The sequence below is a fragment of the Desulfuromonas soudanensis genome (assembly GCF_001278055.1).
GTDB classification, from domain to species: Bacteria; Desulfobacterota; Desulfuromonadia; order Desulfuromonadales; family WTL; genus Deferrimonas; species Deferrimonas soudanensis.
Genome location: NZ_CP010802.1, coordinates 2167719 through 2187875 on the forward strand (window position 1 = coordinate 2167719; position 20157 = coordinate 2187875).

Here is a 20157-nt window from a genome sequence, read left to right on the forward strand (position 1 = left end):
TATTGACAGGGGCTTAGATTCCCCGCCCGCACCCACTCCGGCGTCTCCGAGGTTCCGCCATGATCCTGCGCCAACCCCTACGCTATCTCTCCCGATGCAAGAACTTCGAAAGGTTCCTGAAGGTCAATCCCTGGGCGCGACGGGCGGCAAGCCGCTTTGTCGCCGGGGAAAGCAGAGACGAGGCTCTCCGGGTGGCCGCCGAGCTTAACCGGGAGGGGTTCAAGGTCACCCTCGACTATCTTGGCGAAGAGGTGACGAGGTCCGAGGAAGCGCGACTGGCGGCGGAAGAGCAGGCGGCAGCGGTCGAAGCGGCGGCGGTAGCCAAGCTGGATCTCGGGCTTTCGGTGAAGCTCTCGCACCTCGGGGTTCTGATCGATGAAGGGCTGGCGGAAGAGAACCTGCGGATGATCTGCCAACGGGCGGCAGCGGCAGGGCGCTTCGTGCGGGTCGACATGGAGGGGTCGAATTTGACTTCCGGGACGCTGGCGATGGTGCAGCGGGTTCATGAAGACCTCCCCGTCATCGGCACGGTAATTCAGTCCGCCCTCAAGCGCAGCAGCGCCGATATCGAGACATTGAACCGCAGGGGGATCTCCGTGCGGCTGGTCAAGGGGGCCTATCTGGAACCTTCAGACCTTGCCTTTCAACGCCGGGAGGAGATAACGCTCTACTTCATGCGCCTCACCGAATCCCTGTTTCGGGACGGCTATCGCCCGGCGATCGCCACCCACGAAGATCTCCTCATCGACTACGCCATCGACATGGCCTTCATCTACGGCCGCGCTCCCGAGGAGTTCGAATTCCAGATGCTTTACGGCATCCGTCGCGACCTCCAGGAGAAGCTCCGGGACCAGGGGTACCGGGTGCGGATCTATCTCCCCTACGGCAGCGACTGGTACGGCTACTTCATGCGCCGCCTCGCCGAACGCCCGGCCAACCTGTGGTTTCTGCTGCGCCACCTCAGGAACTAATCGTCTGCGGCCGCACCACCACCGTGCGGTAATGCTCCACGGTCACCAGCCCCGGCCGGGCCCCCTTCGGTTTTCGCACCCACTTCCCCTCGGCCACCATGACCTCGACCTTTCCGGCGTCCTTCCCCCGGGAATGGGCGGCGGCGATGGCGGCGGCGAAGAGAACGTCGGCCTCGGGGACGTCGCCCCCCTCCCCTTTGCGCCGGAGAACCAGATGGCAGCCGGGCATGTTGGCTGCGTGGAACCACAGGTCGTCGGGGCGGGTCAACGTCCGGCTGACGTGGTCGTTGCTGCGATTGTTGCGCCCCCAGAACAGGGTGTAGCCTCCGGGGGTGATTGCCTGGCGCACGGCGGTTTCGGCGAGGGCCGGGCGGTTGCGCACCGGCGGACCGGGGCGCTTCTGGAGGAGCCTGGCCGCCACCAACTCCTCCCGGATCGCCTCGATCTCCCCCTCCTCCTCGGCTTCGTCGAGTCCGAGGAGGACCCCCTCCAGCCACTGGCTCTCGGCGAGGGTCTCGCCGCGCCGGCGCTCGATGTGCTCCAGACCCCTCTTCCCCTTGCGATGGCGACGAAAGTAGCATTCGGCGTTTTCCTGGGGCGAGAGCGCCGGATCGAGGGGGACCGTCACCGGGACCGGCGGGTCGGCGTACCAGTCGTCGAGGACGACCTCGGCAAGTCCCCGCCGCAGGCGATGGATATTGGCCAGAAGAAGGTCGCCGAGTTCCCGTTGGCGGACGAACCCCCTGGCCTTACTCTCCTCGGCCTCGATGTTGGCCAGGCGTTTTTCCAGCCGCTGCAACCCCTTGCGGACGATCCGCTCCAGCGCCTCCTTCCCTCCCCCGAACAGTTCCTCCCCCCCCGCCTCGGCGTAAAAAGCGTCGGCTGCCCGCGAGACATCGGCAAAGGTCTGCAGGCTTTCGAGAGACAGATGCTCGGGCGTCAGGGCGCTCAGTATGCTTTTCTCCTGCCAGAGGCCGACGCAGGGTGAAAAATCGAAATTCAGATAGCGGCGGCGCAGCTTTTCAAGGGCCTCCTGCGCTTCCTCTCCGGCGTCAACGGCGGCCTCGATGTCGGCGGCCAGCAGCTCGGTCATCGGCGTCACCGTCTGGAGGAGCCAGGCTCGCAGCGGCACGTCGGCGGGGATTGGCGGCACTCCTTCCTGAAGGTCGGATCGCAGCAACGGTTCGGGGGGAAGATAGGGTTTTCCGGGGAGGATCGTTCGCCCCTCCCCTTCGACGCGCAGCAGGGCGTCGACGATGCGTCCCGAGGGATCGAGGAGGATAAGGTTGGCGCGGGGTCCGAGAAGTTCGGCAACCAAGGTCCAGAAACGGTTTTCGCTGTCGGCAAAGACGAGACGGACGATGCGCTCGCCGGGAACCCGCTCGATTTCAAGCAGACGACCGAGACGGGAGCGCAGGAGTTGACAGAACCTTGGAGGCGCCTGGGGATTGGGGTAGACTTCCGTAGTGAGATGAATGCGGCTGGCCCGCGGCGCGGCGGAGATGAGCAGGCGCAGGTTTCCCCGGCCGGTCCAGAGACGCAGAATCAGGTCATGGGGACCGGGCTGGTGAATCTTGCCGACGGCGGCTCCGGGGAGGAGCTTTCGCAACTGGCGGACGACGGCTTCGATGGTGAAAGGGTCCATGGACATGGGGGGAAGAGTAACCGAATCGGGGCGGCGCCGCAATCCAACTTTTTCGTCACCGGTCCATCGTCCTTCTGCTATACTTCAAAATATAATATATTTTTAGCACCTTAGGATGAAGAGGAAAACTCCCGAGGTTATTGTTGACAGTATTGGTGCAAACTGCTAGAGATATCATTCTTTATACTTGAGCAACCAACTACTGTTTCCCTACGATCAATTCACCAACCCAGCTCCGGAGGATAATCATGTCCGAAAACACCAGGCAGGGACTCGGCACCAGGGCGCTGCACGCAGGTCATGTTCCCGACCCGACAACCAACTCCCGCGCCGTCCCCATCTATCAGACCAGCTCCTACGTCTTCAATTCTTCCGAGCACGCCGCCAATCTCTTCGGGCTCAAGGAAATGGGGAACATCTACACCCGGCTGATGAACCCGACCACCGACGTCCTGGAAAAAAGGCTGGCCGAACTCGACGGCGGTGTCGCCGCCCTGGCCCTGGCCTCCGGCTCGGCAGCGATCACCCTGGCGGTCCTCAACCTCGCCCGTTGCGGCGACAATATCGTCTCCTCCAGCTGCCTTTACGGCGGCACCTACAACCTTTTCCACCACACCCTGCCGCGGATGGGGATCAAGGTGAAATTCGTCGATTTCTCCGACCCGGCCAGAATCGCCGCGGCCATCGACGACAAGACCAAGGCGGTCTTCACCGAAACGATCGGCAACCCGAAAAACAACGTCGACGATTTCGACGCCATTGCCAAGGTCGCCCATGACCACAAACTCCCCTTCATCGTCGACAATACCGTGGCCACCCAGGTCCTCTTCCGCCCCATCGAGCACGGCGCCGACATCGTCTGCTATTCGCTGACCAAATTCATCGGCGGCCACGGCACCTCCATCGGCGGCGCGGTGGTCGACGCCGGCACCTTCGACTGGTCGAGCGGGCGGTTTCCCGAATTCACCACTCCCGATCCCAGCTACCATGGTCTGGAATACCATGCGGCGCTCGGCAACCTCGCCTACATCCTGAAAATGCGCCTCACCTTGCTGCGGGACATGGGCCCCTGCCTCTCCCCCTTCAACGCCTTCCAGTTTTTGCAGGGACTCGAGACCCTCCATGTGCGCATGCCCCGTCACTGCGAAAACGCCCTGAAGGTCGCCCGTTTCCTCTCCGGCCACCCCTCCGTTTCCTGGGTGAACTACCCCGGACTGGAGAGCCATCCCGACCATGAGCGGACCCAAAAATATCTCCCCGAAGGGGCCGGCGCCATCGTCGGCTTCGGCATCAAGGGGGGCGCCGCCGCCGGGGCCAAATTCATCGACAACGTCAAACTCGCCAGCCACCTCGCCAACATCGGCGATGCCAAGACTCTGGTCATTCATCCGGCGACCACCACCCATCAGCAGCTCTCCCCCGAAGAGCAGAAGTCCGCCGGGGTGTCCCCCGATTTCGTGCGGGTTTCCGTCGGCATCGAGGATGTCGCCGACATCCTGGCCGACCTCGACCAGGCCCTGAAGATAAGCCAACTCTAAGCCAACCGAATCCGCAATCGCCACCGAGGCGGGTTCCTCCGGGAACCTGCCTCTTTTTCATCCCTGTCGGCGCCCTAGTATCCCGTTTGGTTAGTCCATTCAGAATATTCTCCAGAATTAATAGACGGAATTATCCAATCGGGACACTGATATGGCTGACAGTTGTCAATAGAAGAAACGCTCACTGCCCAACTGATTTTCAGCGGTTTTTCGTGCGTTATGTTCCAGGGCACTTGCAGGGGCGGAACCTGTATTGCGACGGCTAATCAGACTGATATTCGCGGGTTGGGTACCGCCAGACTTGTCTTCGTCGCGGAGCTGCCTCTCTCTAGTAACGTGAGTTCGGCCAAGGCCTTATCCAATAGTGTCCTCGAGGGTTCTCCTGACCGCGGTTGCGCCCCTGTAACTGCCCTGGAATGTTAGTTTTGCTTCAATATGCTTTCTCCAACAGGTTTTTGAGGTGATTGAGTTGTTTGTGGTTTGTTATGCCATGGCCGGGATTTCAACTTCATGGGCTATTGCCCACATAAAAGCACAGAGTTCTCGAGCTATAGCCGTCACGATCACCTGTTTGGATTTACCCTTCGCCAGCATACGTTTGTAGCGGGCACATAATCGGAGTTGAGCTTTCCAGGAGATATCGCAAATTGCTTGCGACAGGCCTTCTTGTCGTCTGCGTAACTCCCGACTGACCCGGGCAGGAAGGCGGTAAGCCCAGGAGGCTTCCACCAGGACCCGGCGCACATGTCCATTGCCTGCTTTGGTAATTGAACCTCGTTTCGTTGTCTCGCCACTGGAATGTTCCGATGGAACCAGTCCGAGATAGGACATCAGTTCAACGGGGCTCTTAAAGCGCTTCAAATCTCCTATTTCAGCAACGGTTGTGGCTGCGACAATCAAGGAGACGCCTCGCAGGGATTGGTAGGCTTTAGCTACCGGAAACATCCGCCACTGGGGCAAGAGTTGTTGAATCTGCTCAGTCAGCCGCTCCACCCGCCGAGTGCTTTCAGTAAGCGCGCCGACATATTCCTGAAGGGTAATCTGCTGGGCCGGATGAGGCATTTTGATTCCAGCGATCCAGCGCATATGTGCCTGGCTCCAGGGGGTTCGTCCACTGAATCGGTGACCGTGTCGAAGAAGAAATGCCAGAATGTGCTGCTTGGCTTTTTTCTCCGACGCCTTGGCATCCTCCCTTGATCGGGTAAGGTCCCGCATGGCTTCATCTTCGGTAAGAGGCACAAAAACGGGAGACAGTTCACCGGCTCGATGCAGGCGGGCAAGCATTTGGGCATCCCGGCGGTCATTCTTAATACGGTCGCCGCTTTTCTTGGGGATCTTTGAGGGCGCTACCACCACACAATCGAACCCCTGAAATGTAAGGTGTCGGTAAACATCATAGCCACAAGGGCCAGCTTCGTAGACGAAATGGAGTTCGCAGCCTCTCGAAACCAGTTTCCTAACAACCTTGTCGAGAGCAACCAAACTCCCGTCAATTTTCCCATAGTGTCGAATTTCGCCGGTGCGACCCTCCTCGGCGATAGCGATCTCAATGGAGTTTTTGTGGACGTCCAACCCGATAAACATGCTAGACTTCTTCATGACCTGCCTCCTTGATTTTGGCTCTGTGTTGGGGTTCAAGAGCTTCCAACATAACCCACGTTTGCAAGGGGCAGGTCTTTTTTTGTCTCTAACTGTCAGCCATTATGTCTAGCAACCGACCGGTATTTTCGTTGCCCCCCCTCCCGAGGCATGCTAGAATTCGCACGCTTTAGCGAGGCTCCCTCGCCTTTTTAAATTCACGGCCACTCTCCCTGGCAAAAGACCGGGAGTGACCATGGCAGCCACCTCATCAGCCGACCGTTATGCCCAAGCGTTTTTTACAAAACTATCTGGAATATACCCTTTTCCTCTCCCTGATATTCGTCGTCAAGGCCCTGCCGCGTACCCTTGCCCTTCGTATCGGCGCCGGACTCGGTCTCCTCAGCAAGGTTCTCCTCCCCAAGCGCCGCAAACGCGCCCTGGAAAACATGCGGATGGCCTACCCCCTGATGCCCGAGGAGGAGCTGCGCAATAACGTCAGCGAGATGTTCCGCCACCTCGGGATCAGCGGCGTCGAGATGCTGCTCCTCGACACCTTCAAGACCAAGGAAGATCTGGAAAAATACTTCAGTTTTCACGGCCTCGAGCATCTCCGTGAGGCCTACAAACTCAACAAGGGGGTCTTTCTTCTCTCCGGCCATCTCGGTTCCTGGGAGGTCGGCACCTTTTTCCTCCCCATGCTCGGCTGTCCCGCCGACTTTGTCGCCAAGCAGATGAAAAATCCCTATGTGGGACGCTACTTCAACCGCCTCAGGGAGGCTGGAGGCGGCAGGGTCCTCGACGCCAAGCACGGCGCCCGACGAATCGTCAAGTCCCTGGCCGAAAATCGCGCCGTGGCGATCCTCCTCGATCAGCACACCACCCCGAGCGTCGCCGTCAAGGTCAACTTCTTCGGGCGCCCGGCCTACACCACGCCGATCATCACCCAGATCGCCATGAAAAACGGTGTCCCCATCGTTCCCTGTTTCACTCACCGCACCAAGGACAACCACTACGAAATCGTTTTCGAACCGATGATCCTCCTCGCCCCCGATTCCGACCGGGAAGCGGTGGTCCGCAACACCGCTCTGCTGACATCCATCATCGAAGATGCGGTACGGCGTGACCTCACCCAGTGGTTCTGGGTACACCGCCGCTGGCGCGAATGATTCTCCCGGAAACCTCTTCATCCCATCTCCCCTTCCACCTCGTGCTCGTCGAGCCGGAAATCCCGCCGAACACCGGTAATATCGCCAGGCTCTGCGGTGCCACGGGGTCCGTTCTCCACCTGGTGGGGAAACTCGGCTTTTCCATCGACGACCGGCAGCTTAAAAGAGCCGGCCTCGACTACTGGGACGCGGTGGACATCCGCCGCGCGGAGAGCCTCGCGGAACTGGAAGCCGCCCATCCCGACGCCCGCTGGTGGTACACGTCCAAGAAGGCGGCCAAAACCCATGTCCAGGCCGATTTTCTCCCCGGTGACTTCATCGTCTTCGGCAAGGAGACCCGGGGTCTCCCGGAAGAACTCCTCGCCGCCCATCCGGATCGGGCGATCCGCATTCCGATCTTCTCCCCCGTCGTCCGCAGCCTCAACCTCTCCACCGCTGCAGGGATCGTTCTTTACGAGGCGCTGCGCCAGAGCGGCCGGCTCGACACCTGAACCTTGCCGGATCATAATTGAGTCCGAAAGGCTCCTGAAGGCAAAAAAGCCCCGGTCATGACCGGGGCTTTTTTTATGCGGGGTATACGGTGAGAGTTTTCTAGAAGGAGCAGGTCAGCTGGCCGGAGAGGATGTCAACGGCGTTGTCGTAGCTGCCGAACAGGGAACCGCGGGAGAGGTCCTCCCCGGCAGCCGCTCTCATGACCTTGCTGTCACGGACAAAGAGATGGACGTAGGCGAGATCGAAACGAACATTTTCATTCAGCCGGTATCCGCCGCCGATGGCGGTCCAGAACCGGTCTTCACCGGGGATACGCGGCGTCCGGAAGGCGTCGGGAATCGGGGTCTCATCGTAGGCGAGGCCGAGGCGAAGAATCCAGGTTTCACCAGGGGTGAAGGAGGCGCCGATGGCGTAGCGCCAGTTGTCGTCCCAATTTTCCGTGGTAAGGCTCGGAGTTGCGGCAAGGGTGCCGTCGAACTGGATGAGGAGCTCGTCGAAGGAGCTCCAGTCGGTCCACATGACGTCCGCCATCACCGCCCAGGCCGGGGTGAGCTGGCTGAAAAACCCCAGGGAGGCGCTGGCCGGCAGTTCGACCTTCCCCGAGATCCCCTGGGGGCTGAACCGGGCCAGGGCGGCCCCATCAAGACCGGCTCCTGCCAGAAACGCCTGATTCACCAGGGTGAAGCCGGCATCTCCCTTGAGGGTGTGGAGAATCCTCGAACGGTAGGCCAGTCCGATGCGGGTCTGGTCGCTGATTTCGTAGAGGAGGCCGAGATTATAACCCGCCCCCCAGTCGTCGGCATTGAGATCGGCATAGACATCGGCATCGTGATTGGAAACCAGGGGGAGGAGCGCAGGGTTCCCCCCGCTCTGCTGAAAGGCCGCCAGACCGAAATCGACCATGCTGGTGAGCTGCACGTCGATGTACTGGGCGCTGACACCGGCGCCGAGGGAGAGGCGATCGGTGACCTTGAAGGCCAGGGAAGGATTGATGTTGATCGTCTTGAGATCGGACTTGACGGCGTGGTAACGCCCGACCCAGTCGAAGGGATATTCGGTGGTCAGCCCGAAGGGAGCGGTAATTCCCAGGCCGAAGGCGAGTCTCCCCCCAGGGTTGACGCTGTGGAAGAGGTTGGGGACCAACCCGCTTTCCCCGCCGTCGCCGCCATTGCCGCCGCTGATATCGAGGCCGAGGGCGTTTCTCGCCTCCGTTTTCTGAAATTTGGCCGAGGGAGCCACGTAATGGAGGCCGGCAATGACCTGCTGCCCGGGAAGCAGGGTCATCCCCGCGGGGTTGTAGAAAATGGTTGTGGCATCCTGCGCCGAAGCGGTACTCCCGGCAAAGGCATTACCGAGGCCGGTGACGCTCTGCTCGATGAGGGCAAACCCGGCCCCCTGGGCAAGACCCGCCGTCGCCAGGGCCAACGCTACCGTCAGTACAACAAACCGAATACACATGAGTCCCCCTTTTCAATGGTCAACTGCCCGATTAAAAGAGAATTCAACCGACTACTTCTCTATAACACAACAAATCCACCCTGCAAGATTCTTTAAATAATTTCAGTCGTTTTCCTCTACTGGAACAACCTTCACAAACAGAAAAAGGCGCCCTTCCGGACGCCTTTTTCCCTCTGCCTTGTCGCCTTGTCGTCCTAGGCGATTTCGCTTTCGATGCGTATGAAGAGACTCTTTTCCTTGACCACCGACAGGGCGTCGATCTCATCGAGGGCGGTGCGCACATTTTCCTCTTTGGCTTCGTGGGTCATGATGACGATGGGAACGGCTCCGCCTTCTTCCTGACGCTCCGGCTGAATCATGGAGGCGATGCTGATGTCATATCGGCCGAGAACCCCGGAAATCTGGGCCATGACGCCGGGCTTGTCCATGGCGGAAAAGCGAAGGAAATATTGACTGATAATTTCGGTCATCGGCTTGATTGGCAGAGTCTTGATGGTTCCGGGGCGGTAGGCCATGGCCGGGGTGCGCCCACGGGCTCCGGAGAGGATGTTGCGGGCGATGGCCATGACGTCCCCCATGACGGCACTGGCGGTCGCCTCCATTCCTGCTCCCCGACCAGAGAGCATCACCGGCCCGACAAAATCGCCGGAAAGACGGACGGCATTGAAAACCCCATCGACGTCGGCCAGGGGGTAGTTGTGCGGAATCATGGTCGGATGGACCCGGGCTTCGATCTGCTCGCCGTCAAACTTGCCGATGGCCAGAAGCTTGATCTTGTAACCGAACTGCTTGGCGAACTGGATATCGAGAGCCGAGACGCTGCGGATCCCCTCGGTATAAATCTGCTCCAGGGAGATGCGTGTGCCGAAACAGAGGGAGATGAGAATGGCCAGCTTGTGGGCGGTATCGATCCCCTCGAGGTCAAAGGTCGGATCGGCTTCGGCATACCCTTTGGCCTGGGCATCCCTGAGGACCGCGGAAAACTCGGCGTCTTCATTGGTCATCCGGGTCAGGATGTAGTTGCAGGTCCCGTTGAGGATGCCGAAAACGCTTTGGAATCCATTGGCGCAGAGGTTCTCCTTGATGGCGGAAATCACCGGGATGCCGCCGCCGACGGCCGCCTCGAACATCACCTCGACCCCTTTGGCCGCCGCTGCGGCCAGGATTTCTTCGCCGTGAACGGCCAGGAGGGCCTTGTTGGCGGTGACCACGTGTTTGCCCTGTGCGATGGCCTTCAGGACGAAGGTGCGGGCCGGCTCATAACCGCCGATCAGCTCGACGATCACGTCGATATCCGGGCTGGTCAGCAGATCATCGGCACGGGTGGTGAGAATACCGGCTTCGACGGTCACGCCGCGATCGGTGGTGATATCGAGATCGGCAATGCCGGCCAGCACCAGGCGAGCGCCGAGGCGATCCTCGATGAGGCGGGCATTCTCCTGGAAAACCTTGACAGTTCCGGTCCCGATGGTTCCGAAACCGAGCAATCCAACCCTGATGTCCTTCATAGAAATCCCTTCTTCATGACTGGGTATAAAATCTGGTCAGCGATCCTGCCCGACGGCGTCTCCGTGACGCCGGGGGAGTGGGTGGCTGATCCCCTTGTTTTCAATCGACAGCAGACATTCCGGCTCCTGGCCGTCACGAGCGGCGGCATTGGCCACAATCCTGGAGACCATGGACTCGACGGCCGTACTGTCCAGACCGGCGATAGGCGCCAGACACAGAGCCACCCGCTGGAAACCGGCCCGCAGGGACGCCTCAACCACGCCGCGGACGAGTTCCCCGTAGGTTTCGGGAACGAGATCCCGGCGGTTCCCTCCGCCGGCAAAGAGGATCCATTCGGAGCCGATCTTGCCGTTGCTGCGCACCAGTATCCGCTCGCCGACCCTGCCGACGGCCTTCCCGTGAAGGAGGAGTTCCGTCAGCAGGCTGTTGAGACGCCAGTCAAGAAGGGCGGCAGGTCCTCGCAGGGGGCGATCGTCCTCGAAGAAAAGCGCCGCAACCACCTCGCCTTCCATCCGATCGGCGGGGAGGTCAAGGATGCGTAACCTGGTCATTGGGCCTGTTGCCTGCGGGTGCGGGAGATTTTATCAAGAATACCGTTGATAAAGGAGGGAGTATCCTTGGTTCCATAGCGTTTGCCGATTTCGATGGCCTCGTTGATGACGACGCTTGTCGGCACATCCGGGTGGAAAAGGAGTTCGAAGGTGGCCAGACGCAGCAGCGACAGGTCGACCTTTGCCATCCGCTCGAGGGTCCAGTTGGTGGAGTATTCCTTGATCACGCCGTCGAGTTCGCTCAGGTTGGCGATAGCCCCCCGGGCCAGATCCTCGGTGAAGCGCCGTACATCGAGGGGGACCACTTCCGAGGTCTCATCGACGGCCTCCCCGAGGACGTCCTCGCGGAAACGGAAGTTGTTCCAGAAGTCCTCGAGGACGGACTCAACAGAAGCGTCGGTGTCCTGATAGGAATAAATGATTTTCAAGGCGAGTTCACGGCCGCGACGACGCATTCCCTTACTCATCGACCTCAAAGCGCCTTAAAGAGGTTGGCCATCTCGATGGCACTGACGGCGGCATCGAATCCTTTGTTGCCGGCCTTGCTCCCGGCCCGCTCGATGGCCTGCTCGAGATTGTCGGTGGTCAGGACGCCGAAGGAGATGGGTACTCCCGATTCGAGACTCACCGAGGCAATCCCCTTGGTGACTTCGGAGGCGACATAGTCAAAATGGGGGGTGGAGCCGCGGATCACGGCGCCGAGGCAGACCAGGGCGTCGTACCGTTTGGACTCGACCATCTTTTTGGCGGTCAGGGGGATTTCAAAGGCACCCGGCACCCGGACCACGTGAATATTCTCACGGTCGCCGCCATGGCGCACCAGGGCGTCTATCGCCCCCTCGACCAGACGGTCGCAGATGAAACTGTTGAAGCGGCTGACCACCAGACCGACCCTGAGGCCCTTGGCGTCGAGCTTTCCTTCGATAATTTTGGCCATGTGCTTTACTCCCTGGATAAACGAAAACGCCAGCCGACTGATTGCTTCAGGGGAAATCCCCTGGCACCGGTCGCCGATCAGATATTTTCGAGCAGATGCCCCATTTTTTCCCGTTTGGTCGTCATATATCGACGGTTGGCTCCGGTGGTCGCCACCTCCAGAGGAACCCGTTCGACGATTTCCAGACCGTACCCCTCGAGACCGACGATTTTTTTCGGATTATTGGTCATCAGTCGGATCTTGCGAACCCCGAGTTCCGTGAGGATCTGAGCGCCGATCCCGTAATCGCGCAGATCCGCCTTGAATCCGAGTACCTCGTTGGCCTCCACCGTGTCGTGCCCCTGGTCCTGCAGGGCATAGGCGCGCAGCTTGTTGACCAGGCCGATCCCCCGCCCTTCCTGGCGCATATAGAGAACCACGCCGTTTCCTTCACTGGCGATCTGCGCCATGGAGGCGTGGAGCTGCTCGCCGCAGTCGCAGCGCTGGGAACCGAAGACGTCGCCGGTGAGACATTCGGAGTGCACCCGCACCAGAACTGGCAGCTCGGAGTTGATGGTCCCCTTGACCAGGGCCATGTGCTGAGCCGAATCGACATCGTTTTCGTAGGCGATGGCGGTGAAGTCGCCGCCGAAGGTGGTCGGCAGCAGAGTCTCGGCGGCCCGCCGCACCAACAGTTCCTTGCGCATCCGGTAGGCGACAAGGTCGGCAATGGTGACAATCTTCAGGCCGTGTCGTTTGGCGAATACCGTCAGCTCGGGCATCCGCGCCATGGTGCCGTCGTCGTTCATGATTTCGCAGATGACGCCGGCCGGCTTGAGTCCCGCCAGCCGGGCCAGATCGACCGATCCTTCGGTCTGTCCGGCACGGACCATCACTCCCCCCTTTTTTGCCCGCAGGGGAAAGACGTGACCGGGGCGGGCCAGATCGATGGCGCTGCTGTCGTCGTCGATGGCCACCTGAATGGTCCGGGCGCGGTCTGCGGCGGAAATCCCCGTGGTCACGCCGCGCCGGGCCTCGATCGATACAGTAAAGGCCGTCCCGAAGGAGGAACTGTTTTCCCGGACCATCAAGGGGAGCTGCAGATAATCGGCCCGCTCCTCGGTCAGGGAAATACAGATCAGGCCCCGTCCTTCCCGGGCCATGAAATTGATCGCTTCCGGGGTGACCAGCTCGGCGGCCATGGTCAGATCCCCCTCGTTTTCCCGGTCCTCGTCATCGACCAGGATGATCATTTTTCCCTGACGAATATCCTCGAGTGCTGCTTCAATCTTGGCCATCGGCATGCTTGTATACTCCCATTTTGACCCGAAACTATGTCACAGAAAGCCATGTTTGGCAAGAAAATCGAAATCGACGGGACTCCGCTGGGAGTCGGCGGAACGCCCGCCGAAAAGGCGCTCAACATACTTGCCGAGGATGTCGGTTTCGATATTGACCCGGTCCCCCGACCCCTTGTTCATGAGGGTGGTGCGGGAGAGGGTGTGAGGGATAACGGCCACGGAAAACCCTTCGTCGCTTACGGTATTGACCGTCAGGCTGATGCCGTCGATGGCCACCGAGCCCTTCGCCACCAGATAACGGTTGGACTCGGGGGGGAGGCGAAAGGCAAGGCGGATCGCATTGCCGTCCTGGTACCGTTCGGCGACGGTGGCCACGGCGTCCACGTGACCGGTGACGATGTGACCTCCGAGGCGGTCCGAGAGGCGCAGGGCGCGCTCGAGGTTGACGACCGAGCCGATGGAAAGTTCGGAGAGGGTGGTGCACTGGACCGTCTCGGGGGAGACGTCGGCGGTGAAGGTTCCACCTCCGGAGGAGATCACGGTCAGGCAGATGCCATTTACCGCGATGGAGTCGCCGAGGCGTATTTCATCCATGGGGATGGCCGTTGCCACGGTCAGCCGAACGCTGTCCGTCCCCTTGCGAAGGGCACGGATCTCACCCAGGCCCTCGATCAGCCCTGTAAACATTTTCGCACCTCACCTTCCACGAGAATATCGTCTTCGAAACGGCTCACCCGGAGATGATCGAGTTCGACGGCGCCGTCCAGCAACCGGGCACCGGGACCGGCAAAGATCCCCCGACCGTCGTTACCGCCGAGAAGTTTGGGGGCAATAAAGATCATCACCCGGTCGACGAGGCCGGCCCTGAGAGCGGCGCCATTGAGGTGTGCTCCCCCCTCGAGAAGGATGGACTGCAATCCGCGGCGCCCGAGTTCGGCCATCATCGCCGCCAGGTCCACCCCCCCCTCCCCTTCGGCGATCGTCAGGATTTCGGCACCCCGGGACGAAAGGGCATCGATCCGATTCTGCGGAGCCCTGGCGGTGGTGACGATCAGGGGCGGCGCCGAGGAGCCGTTCAACAGAGCGGCATCCTCGGGGATCTTCAGGGTACTGTCGACGACGATGCGCAGGGGATCCCGCCCCCCCTCGGGCAGACGGGTTGTCAGTTGGGGATTGTCGGACAGGACGGTGCCGATGCCGACCATGATCCCGTCGACCTGATCACGGAGATGATGGACCTGCAGGCGGCTGGAGGGGCTGGTAATCCACTGGGAATCGCCGATGGCAGTGGCGGTGAAACCGTCGAGGGTGATCGCTGATTTGAGGATGAGATAAGGAAGGCCGGTCACCACATGCTTGGCAAAAGGAGCGATCAGACGTCGGCACTCCTCTTCGAGGATGCCGACGATGACGGGAATACCGGCCGCCTCGATGCGGGCCCTGCCGCGCCCACAGACCTTGGGGTTGGGATCGAGAGTACCGATGAAGACGCGTCCGATCCCGGCGGCGACCACCGCCTCGGCGCAGGGGCCGGTTCTCCCCTGGTGGGAGCAGGGTTCGAGGGTGACGTAGAGGTCGGACCCCCGGGCCAGTTCTCCTGCCTGGCGCAGGGCGAAGATCTCGGCGTGCGGCTCCCCCGCCGCCGGATGGAATCCCTCGCCGACGACCTCCCCCTCACGGACGATCACCGCTCCGACCGCAGGATTGGGCCGGGTTCGCCCCGCTCCCTGGCGGGCAAGATCCAGGGCCCTCTGCATGTACTGTGCGGTCAAAGGCATCATTCCTCGGTCACCCTGGCGTCGCGACGGAACCTCGGCGGAACGCCGATCAGCCTCTGTCGCCATCCTTGGCGAGAATTTCCTTGAGCTCGGCCATGAATTCGTTGATGTCCTTGAACTGGCGATAGACGGAAGCGAATCGGACGTAGGCGACCTCGTCGATATTTTTCAGGGCCTCCATAACCGCCTGGCCGATGCGGCTGGAATCCATTTCCTTCTCGCCGCTCTCCTGCAGGGTGAGTTCGAGGCGATCGACGACCTTTTCAATGGTGGAGATGGACACAGGACGTTTTTCACAGGCCCGCTGCATCCCGCCGATGATCTTCATCCGATCAAAGGATTCCCTTCGCCCGTCCTTCTTGACCACCAGAGGCAGGGTGTCCTCGACCCGTTCGTAGGTGGTGAAGCGCCGTTCACAGTCGACGCACTCACGGCGGCGGCGGATATTATTCCCTTCCTTGCCGAGGCGCGAATCGATGACCTTGGTGTCGACAAAACCGCAGAATGGACATTTCATGTCGTCTCCTCTCCTCCCCGACGGAGAATTTCATCGAAACTGAGGACTTCGATCCCCGACTCGGCGAGCATTTCCATCGACAGGGTATCGGGATACCCTTCGAAATAGACGATCCTCTCGACACCGGAGTTGATGATCATCTTCGTGCAGATAATGCAGGGGGAGTTGGTGCAGTAGAGTGTGGACCCGGCGATATTGGTGCCATGCTTGGCGGCCTGGATGATGGCGTTCTGCTCGGCATGCAGACCCCGGCAGAGCTCATGGCGCTCGCCGGAGGGGACGCCGAGCTTCTGGCGCAGACAACCGACCTCGGAGCAATGGGTGATCCCCGAAGGGGTCCCATTGTAGCCGGTGGCGACGATGTTCTTCCCCTTGACCATGACCGCCCCGACCTGGCGACGCAGACACGTCGAGCGTCTGGCCACCAGGCGGGCGATTTCCATGAAATATTCTTCCCAGGTCGGGCGCTTCATTTACGCCAGACGATGGGCGTAGAGGGGGAACTTGCGGCAGAGGTCCTTGATTTCCTGACGGATGACGGCCAGTTCAACGTCATTGCCGATATTCTCAAGGGCCCTGGCGATCCAGGCAGCGACCAGTTCCATCTCGGGCTCCCTGAGTCCCCGGGTGGTGGTCGCCGGAGTGCCGATACGGAAACCGCTGGTGACAAAAGGAGAGCGGGTATCGAAGGGAACCGCGTTCTTGTTGACGGTGATGCCGGCCTTCTCGAGGGTTTCCTCGGCGACCTTGCCGGTAATCTCCGAACCGGAGAGATCGACCAGCATCAGGTGGTTGTCGGTGCCGCCGGAGACGAGATTGAACCCGCGGCGGGTCAGACCTTCGGCGAGGGCGTGGGCGTTCTTGACGACCTGCCCTGCATAGGTCTTGAATTCGGGAGAGAGCGCCTCCTTGAAGGCGACGGCCTTGGCGGCGATGACGTGCATCAGCGGCCCCCCCTGGATACCAGGGAAGATATTGCTGTTGATCTGCTTGGCAAATTCCTCGCGGCAGAGGATCATCCCCCCTCGCGGACCGCGCAGGGTTTTGTGGGTGGTGGTAGTAACGAATTCGGCAAAGGGGACGGGATTGGGATGTTCGCCGGCGGCGACCAGTCCGGCGATGTGGGCCATGTCGACCATCACAAAAGCTCCCACCTTGTCGGCGATGCGACGAAAGGCGGCAAAGTCGATGGTGCGCGAATAGGCGCTGGCGCCGACCACGATGAGCCTGGGCCGATGTTCAACGGCCAGACGCTCCACTTCCTCGTAATCGATGGTCCCGGTTTCCCGCTTGACGCCGTAGGAAACGACATTGAAGAGTTTCCCGGAAAAGTTGACGGGCGAACCGTGGGTGAGATGCCCGCCGTGAGCGAGATTCATACCGAGAATGGTGTCGCCGGGTTTGCAGACGGTGAAGTAGACGGCCATATTGGCCTGGGAGCCGGAGTGGGGCTGAACATTGGCATGTTCGGCGCCGAAGAGTTCCTTGGCCCGGTCGATGGCCAACTGCTCGGCCACATCGACGAACTCGCAGCCGCCGTAATAGCGCTTCCCGGGGTATCCCTCGGCATATTTGTTGGTCAGAACCGACCCCTGGGCCTCGAGGACAGGTTCGCTGACGAAGTTTTCCGAGGCGATGAATTCCAGGCTGTATTCCTGGCGCTCGGTTTCCTTGCGGATGGTGGCGGCAATTTCCGGATCGAATTGGGCAAGCTTCTCGAACATGGTGAACAGACCTCCGTTGCGGACCTTGCCGCGAGTGAGTCGGAACTTGAAAGAAAACGAAAGGGCAGACCAGCCGGCCTGCCCTTTCGGCTTGTCAGCCGTCAGATACGTCCCTGCCGGATATCCTCTTCAATCTCGGATATCTTTTCAAGACGACGTTGGTGCCGTCCACCTTCGAACGTCGCATCGAGCCAGACCGATACCATGGCGCTGGCCTGCTCGGGAGACAGAACCCTCCCACCCATGACGATGATGTTGGCGTTGTTGTGTTCCTTGGACATGCGGGCGGTGAATTCATCGGTGATCAGTGCGGCCCGCACCCCGGGGAACTTGTTGGCCGCAATCGACATGCCGATGCCGGTCCCGCAGATCAAAATCCCCTTCTCCGCCTCTCCGTGGGTAATGGCCCGGGCCACCCTGGAAGCGTAGTCCGGATAGTCCACGGAATCGCTGTTCATGGTACCGAGATCGGAAACGGTGATTTTTCGCTCGGCAAGAAAGGCCTTGATCGCCTCCTTGAGTTCCAGGCCCCCGTGGTCGCTGGCGATAATGAACATGAAGTCTCCCTAGACTTTTTTGAAGAGGAGGGTGGCGTTGGTGCCGCCGAAGCCGAAGGAGTTGGAGATGGCCACGTTGACCTTCGCCTGACGCCCCTGGTTGGGGACGTAGTCGAGGTCGCAATCGGGATCAGCCTCGTCATAGTTGATGGTCGGCGGAACTTCGCCGCGCTCCATGGCCAGCAGCGAGAAGACGGCCTCGATGCCGCCGGCGGCGCCGAGGCAGTGCCCCGTCATGCTCTTCGTCGAGCTGATCATCACCTTCCGTGCATGGTCGCCGAAAACGGTCTTGATGGCCATGGTTTCGTAGAGGTCGTTGAAGTGGGTGGAGGTGCCGTGGGCATTGATGTAATCGACGTCCTCGGGAGCGACGCCCGCGGTGGAGAGAGCCATCTTCATGCAGCGGGCAGCTCCTTCGCCACCCGGCGCGGGCGCCGTCAGATGATAGGCATCGGCAGTGAGTCCGTAGCCGCAGACTTCGCCATAGATCTTGGCGCCCCGTGCCTTGGCCGACTCGTACTCTTCGAGAACAAGAATGCCGGCCCCTTCAGCCATGACGAATCCGTCGCGGTTTTTTTCAAAGGGGCGACTGGCCGCGGCAGGATCGTCGTTGCGGGTCGACAGGGCTTTCATGACGTTGAAGCCGCCGATCCCCAATGGAGTGATGGTCGACTCTGTGCCGCCGGCGATCATGGCATCGGCATCGCCGCGCTGGATCATGCGGAAGGCATCGCCGATGGAATGGGTCCCCGTGGCGCAGGCGGAAACAGAGGAGACATTGGGCCCCTTGGCTCCGTATTTTATGGAAATCTGACCGGGGGCCAGATTGATGATCAGCATCGGGATGAAGAAGGGGGAGATCTTCTTGTACCCCCCTTCGGTCATGGCCTGGTGATATCTTTCGATGGCGGGGAGCCCGCCGAGGCCGGCACCGACCAGCACGCCGACACGCTCGGCATTTTCGTCGGTGATCTGCAGGCCGGAATCCTTCATGGCCAGTTCGGCGGCAGCCAGGGAAAACTGGATAAAGAGATCCATCTTCTTGATCTCTTTTTTATCTATGAAATCCTCGGGATTGAAATCCTTGACTTCGCCGGCGATCCTGGTCGGAAATTCCGACGCATCGAAGCGGGTGATAAGATCGATCCCTGATTTACCCTGCATCAGGGCGGTCCAGTTCTTTTCCGTTCCGGTACCGAGAGCAGAAACTACGCCGACGCCTGTTACGACAACTCTACGCATGATTATATGTTTCCTCCGTATAGGGCGGAAAACCCCTGTTCTCAGGAAATCGCTGGCCCAGGCAGGCCATGAGGGATTTTTTCGGCGGCGACGGCCCCCGAATTGCGGCCTTGAAAAACGCAGGGGGAGGAAACAGCTGACGCGGTTCCCTCCCCCCCTTTTGGGACGGATCAGGCGTGTTCGGTAACGTAATCGACGGCATCCTGAACGGTCTGGATCTTTTCGGCGTCTTCGTCCGAAATTTCGACGTCGAATTCTTCTTCGAGCGCCATGACCAGTTCGACGGTATCCAGGGAGTCGGCACCGAGATCCTCCATAAAGGACGCCTCGTCGGTCACCTGCTCATCATCAACACCCAACTGCTCAGCAACAATTTGTTTCACTCTTTCAGCAATCGAAGCCATCTGCTTCACCTCCTCTGGGATGTTCGACCCGATCAACGATCGGACAGAATACTCTTTGCTACATGTACATGCCGCCATTCACACCGAGCACCTGCCCGGTGATATAAGCGGCGGAATCCGATGCCAGAAAGACGACGGCGTGGGCGATATCCTCTGCGCCGCCGAGACGGCCAAGGGGAATCTGAGCCATCAGTTCTTCCCTGGTTTTCTCCGACAGGGCGTCGGTCATTTCTGTGACGATGAAACCGGGGGTGATGGCGTTCACCGTGACGTTGCGGCGGGCCAGTTCTTTGGCCACCGACTTGGTCAGCCCGATCAACCCGGCCTTGCTGGCACAATAGTTGGCCTGCCCGGGATTCCCCATTTCCCCGACGACGGAGGAAATGTTGATGATCCGGCCGAAGCGCTGCTTGCTCATCACCTTGGCGGCAGCCCGGGTGCAAAGAAACGCCCCCTTGAGATTGGTATCGAGAACAGCGTCCCAGTCCTCGTCCTTCATGCGCAACAGCAGAGCATCGCGGGTGATCCCCGCATTATTGACAAGGATATCGACACGGCCGAAGGCCGCTACGGCCTCATCAATCAACTCGTTGGCGTCGGAGGCCAGAGAGACATCGCCAACCACCGCAATCGCCTCTCCCCCCTGTGCCTTGATTTCAGCGACCAGGTCTTCGAGGAGTTGGACATTGCGGGCCGAAGCGACGACCCGGGCACCCCGGGCCACAAGGTCCAGAGCGATGCTGCGTCCGATACCTCTCGATGCGCCGGTGACAATAGCAACCTTGTCCTTGAGCATTAAACGATCTC

At 60.4% G+C, this 20157-nt stretch carries 21 protein-coding genes; 4 read left to right on the plus strand and 17 right to left on the minus strand.

Annotated features, from left to right (window positions below; all coding sequences use genetic code 11):
• The first annotated feature begins 59 nt into the window (after positions 1–59).
• Positions 60–971, plus strand: coding sequence for a proline dehydrogenase family protein (locus DSOUD_RS09850; RefSeq protein WP_053550847.1), 912 nt, complete (start codon positions 60–62; stop codon positions 969–971).
• Here the strand turns inward: DSOUD_RS09850 and DSOUD_RS09855 are convergent.
• Positions 961–2622 (minus strand): Rqc2 family fibronectin-binding protein, encoded by a 1662-nt coding sequence (locus DSOUD_RS09855; protein ID WP_157671828.1) that lies wholly within the window; start codon positions 2620–2622, stop codon positions 961–963. The two genes, DSOUD_RS09850 and DSOUD_RS09855, sit on opposite strands and share 11 nt — an antisense overlap.
• A gap of 242 nt (positions 2623–2864) precedes the next feature.
• Here DSOUD_RS09855 and DSOUD_RS09860 point away from each other — a divergent pair, with 242 nt between their 5' ends.
• Complete coding sequence (locus DSOUD_RS09860) at positions 2865–4154, plus strand: O-acetylhomoserine aminocarboxypropyltransferase/cysteine synthase family protein (protein ID WP_053550849.1); 1290 nt, start codon at positions 2865–2867, stop codon at positions 4152–4154.
• Between the two features lie 483 nt (positions 4155–4637).
• Here the strand turns inward: DSOUD_RS09860 and DSOUD_RS09865 are convergent, their stop codons facing one another.
• The gene (locus DSOUD_RS09865; RefSeq protein WP_053550358.1) at positions 4638–5753 is read right to left on the minus strand and encodes an IS110 family RNA-guided transposase; all 1116 of its coding nucleotides are present in this window, start codon (positions 5751–5753) and stop codon (positions 4638–4640) included.
• A gap of 263 nt (positions 5754–6016) precedes the next feature.
• On the opposite strand from DSOUD_RS09865, the gene DSOUD_RS09870 reads away from it, so the two are divergent.
• On the plus strand, positions 6017–6901 hold the full coding sequence (locus DSOUD_RS09870; protein ID WP_053550850.1) for a lysophospholipid acyltransferase family protein: 885 nt from the start codon (positions 6017–6019) through the stop codon (positions 6899–6901).
• Positions 6898–7392 carry a tRNA (cytidine(34)-2'-O)-methyltransferase gene (locus DSOUD_RS09875; RefSeq protein WP_053550851.1) on the plus strand — a complete coding sequence of 165 codons (495 nt, stop codon included), beginning with the start codon at positions 6898–6900 and terminating at the stop codon, positions 7390–7392. Before DSOUD_RS09870 ends, DSOUD_RS09875 begins: the two co-directional genes overlap by 4 nt.
• A 100-nt stretch (positions 7393–7492) precedes the next feature.
• Here DSOUD_RS09875 and DSOUD_RS09880 read toward each other — a convergent pair whose 3' ends face one another.
• The 15 genes from DSOUD_RS09880 to fabG form a co-directional block, all read right to left on the minus strand.
• The gene (locus tag DSOUD_RS09880; RefSeq protein ID WP_082351190.1) at positions 7493–8851 is read right to left on the minus strand and encodes an OmpP1/FadL family transporter; all 1359 of its coding nucleotides are present in this window, start codon (positions 8849–8851) and stop codon (positions 7493–7495) included.
• Positions 8852–9045: 194 nt separating this feature from the next.
• On the minus strand, positions 9046–10359 hold the full coding sequence (locus DSOUD_RS09885; protein WP_053550853.1) for a homoserine dehydrogenase: 1314 nt from the start codon (positions 10357–10359) through the stop codon (positions 9046–9048).
• Positions 10360–10395: 36 nt separating this feature from the next.
• Positions 10396–10911 (minus strand): M17 family peptidase N-terminal domain-containing protein, encoded by a 516-nt coding sequence (locus tag DSOUD_RS09890; RefSeq protein ID WP_053550854.1) that lies wholly within the window; start codon positions 10909–10911, stop codon positions 10396–10398.
• A complete protein-coding gene (gene nusB / locus DSOUD_RS09895; RefSeq protein ID WP_053550855.1) occupies positions 10908–11378 on the minus strand; it encodes a transcription antitermination factor NusB in 471 nt (156 codons plus the stop codon). Before nusB ends, DSOUD_RS09890 begins: the two co-directional genes overlap by 4 nt.
• Before the next feature lie 5 nt (positions 11379–11383).
• Positions 11384–11848, minus strand: a complete 465-nt coding sequence (gene ribH / locus DSOUD_RS09900) for a 6,7-dimethyl-8-ribityllumazine synthase (RefSeq protein WP_053550856.1) — start codon at positions 11846–11848, stop codon at positions 11384–11386.
• A 77-nt stretch (positions 11849–11925) separates the two neighbouring features.
• Positions 11926–13131 (minus strand): bifunctional 3,4-dihydroxy-2-butanone-4-phosphate synthase/GTP cyclohydrolase II, encoded by a 1206-nt coding sequence (locus DSOUD_RS09905; protein WP_053550857.1) that lies wholly within the window; start codon positions 13129–13131, stop codon positions 11926–11928.
• A gap of 33 nt (positions 13132–13164) precedes the next feature.
• Complete coding sequence (locus tag DSOUD_RS09910) at positions 13165–13815, minus strand: riboflavin synthase (protein WP_053550858.1); 651 nt, start codon at positions 13813–13815, stop codon at positions 13165–13167.
• Entirely contained in the window at positions 13800–14906 is a 1107-nt protein-coding gene (ribD, locus tag DSOUD_RS09915) for a bifunctional diaminohydroxyphosphoribosylaminopyrimidine deaminase/5-amino-6-(5-phosphoribosylamino)uracil reductase RibD (RefSeq protein ID WP_423739498.1), read from the minus strand. The genes DSOUD_RS09910 and ribD overlap by 16 nt, the downstream gene beginning before the upstream one ends.
• Before the next feature lie 49 nt (positions 14907–14955).
• Positions 14956–15423, minus strand: a complete 468-nt coding sequence (gene nrdR, locus DSOUD_RS09920; RefSeq protein WP_053550860.1) for a transcriptional regulator NrdR — start codon at positions 15421–15423, stop codon at positions 14956–14958.
• The gene (locus DSOUD_RS09925) at positions 15420–15896 is read right to left on the minus strand and encodes a deoxycytidylate deaminase (protein WP_053550861.1); all 477 of its coding nucleotides are present in this window, start codon (positions 15894–15896) and stop codon (positions 15420–15422) included. The genes nrdR and DSOUD_RS09925 overlap by 4 nt, the downstream gene beginning before the upstream one ends.
• Positions 15897–17147: a serine hydroxymethyltransferase gene (gene glyA / locus DSOUD_RS09930; protein ID WP_053550862.1), complete on the minus strand. Its 1251-nt coding sequence runs from the start codon at positions 17145–17147 to the stop codon at positions 15897–15899. It lies immediately after the preceding gene.
• 101 nt (positions 17148–17248) lie between these two features.
• The gene (gene rpiB, locus DSOUD_RS09935) at positions 17249–17704 is read right to left on the minus strand and encodes a ribose 5-phosphate isomerase B (protein WP_053550863.1); all 456 of its coding nucleotides are present in this window, start codon (positions 17702–17704) and stop codon (positions 17249–17251) included.
• A 9-nt stretch (positions 17705–17713) separates the two neighbouring features.
• Complete coding sequence (gene fabF, locus DSOUD_RS09940; RefSeq protein WP_053550864.1) at positions 17714–18946, minus strand: beta-ketoacyl-ACP synthase II; 1233 nt, start codon at positions 18944–18946, stop codon at positions 17714–17716.
• A gap of 170 nt (positions 18947–19116) precedes the next feature.
• Positions 19117–19350: an acyl carrier protein gene (gene acpP / locus DSOUD_RS09945; RefSeq protein ID WP_053550865.1), complete on the minus strand. Its 234-nt coding sequence runs from the start codon at positions 19348–19350 to the stop codon at positions 19117–19119.
• Positions 19351–19408: 58 nt separating this feature from the next.
• Positions 19409–20146 (minus strand): 3-oxoacyl-[acyl-carrier-protein] reductase, encoded by a 738-nt coding sequence (fabG, locus tag DSOUD_RS09950; RefSeq protein ID WP_053550866.1) that lies wholly within the window; start codon positions 20144–20146, stop codon positions 19409–19411.
• Positions 20147–20157: the final 11 nt, after the last annotated feature.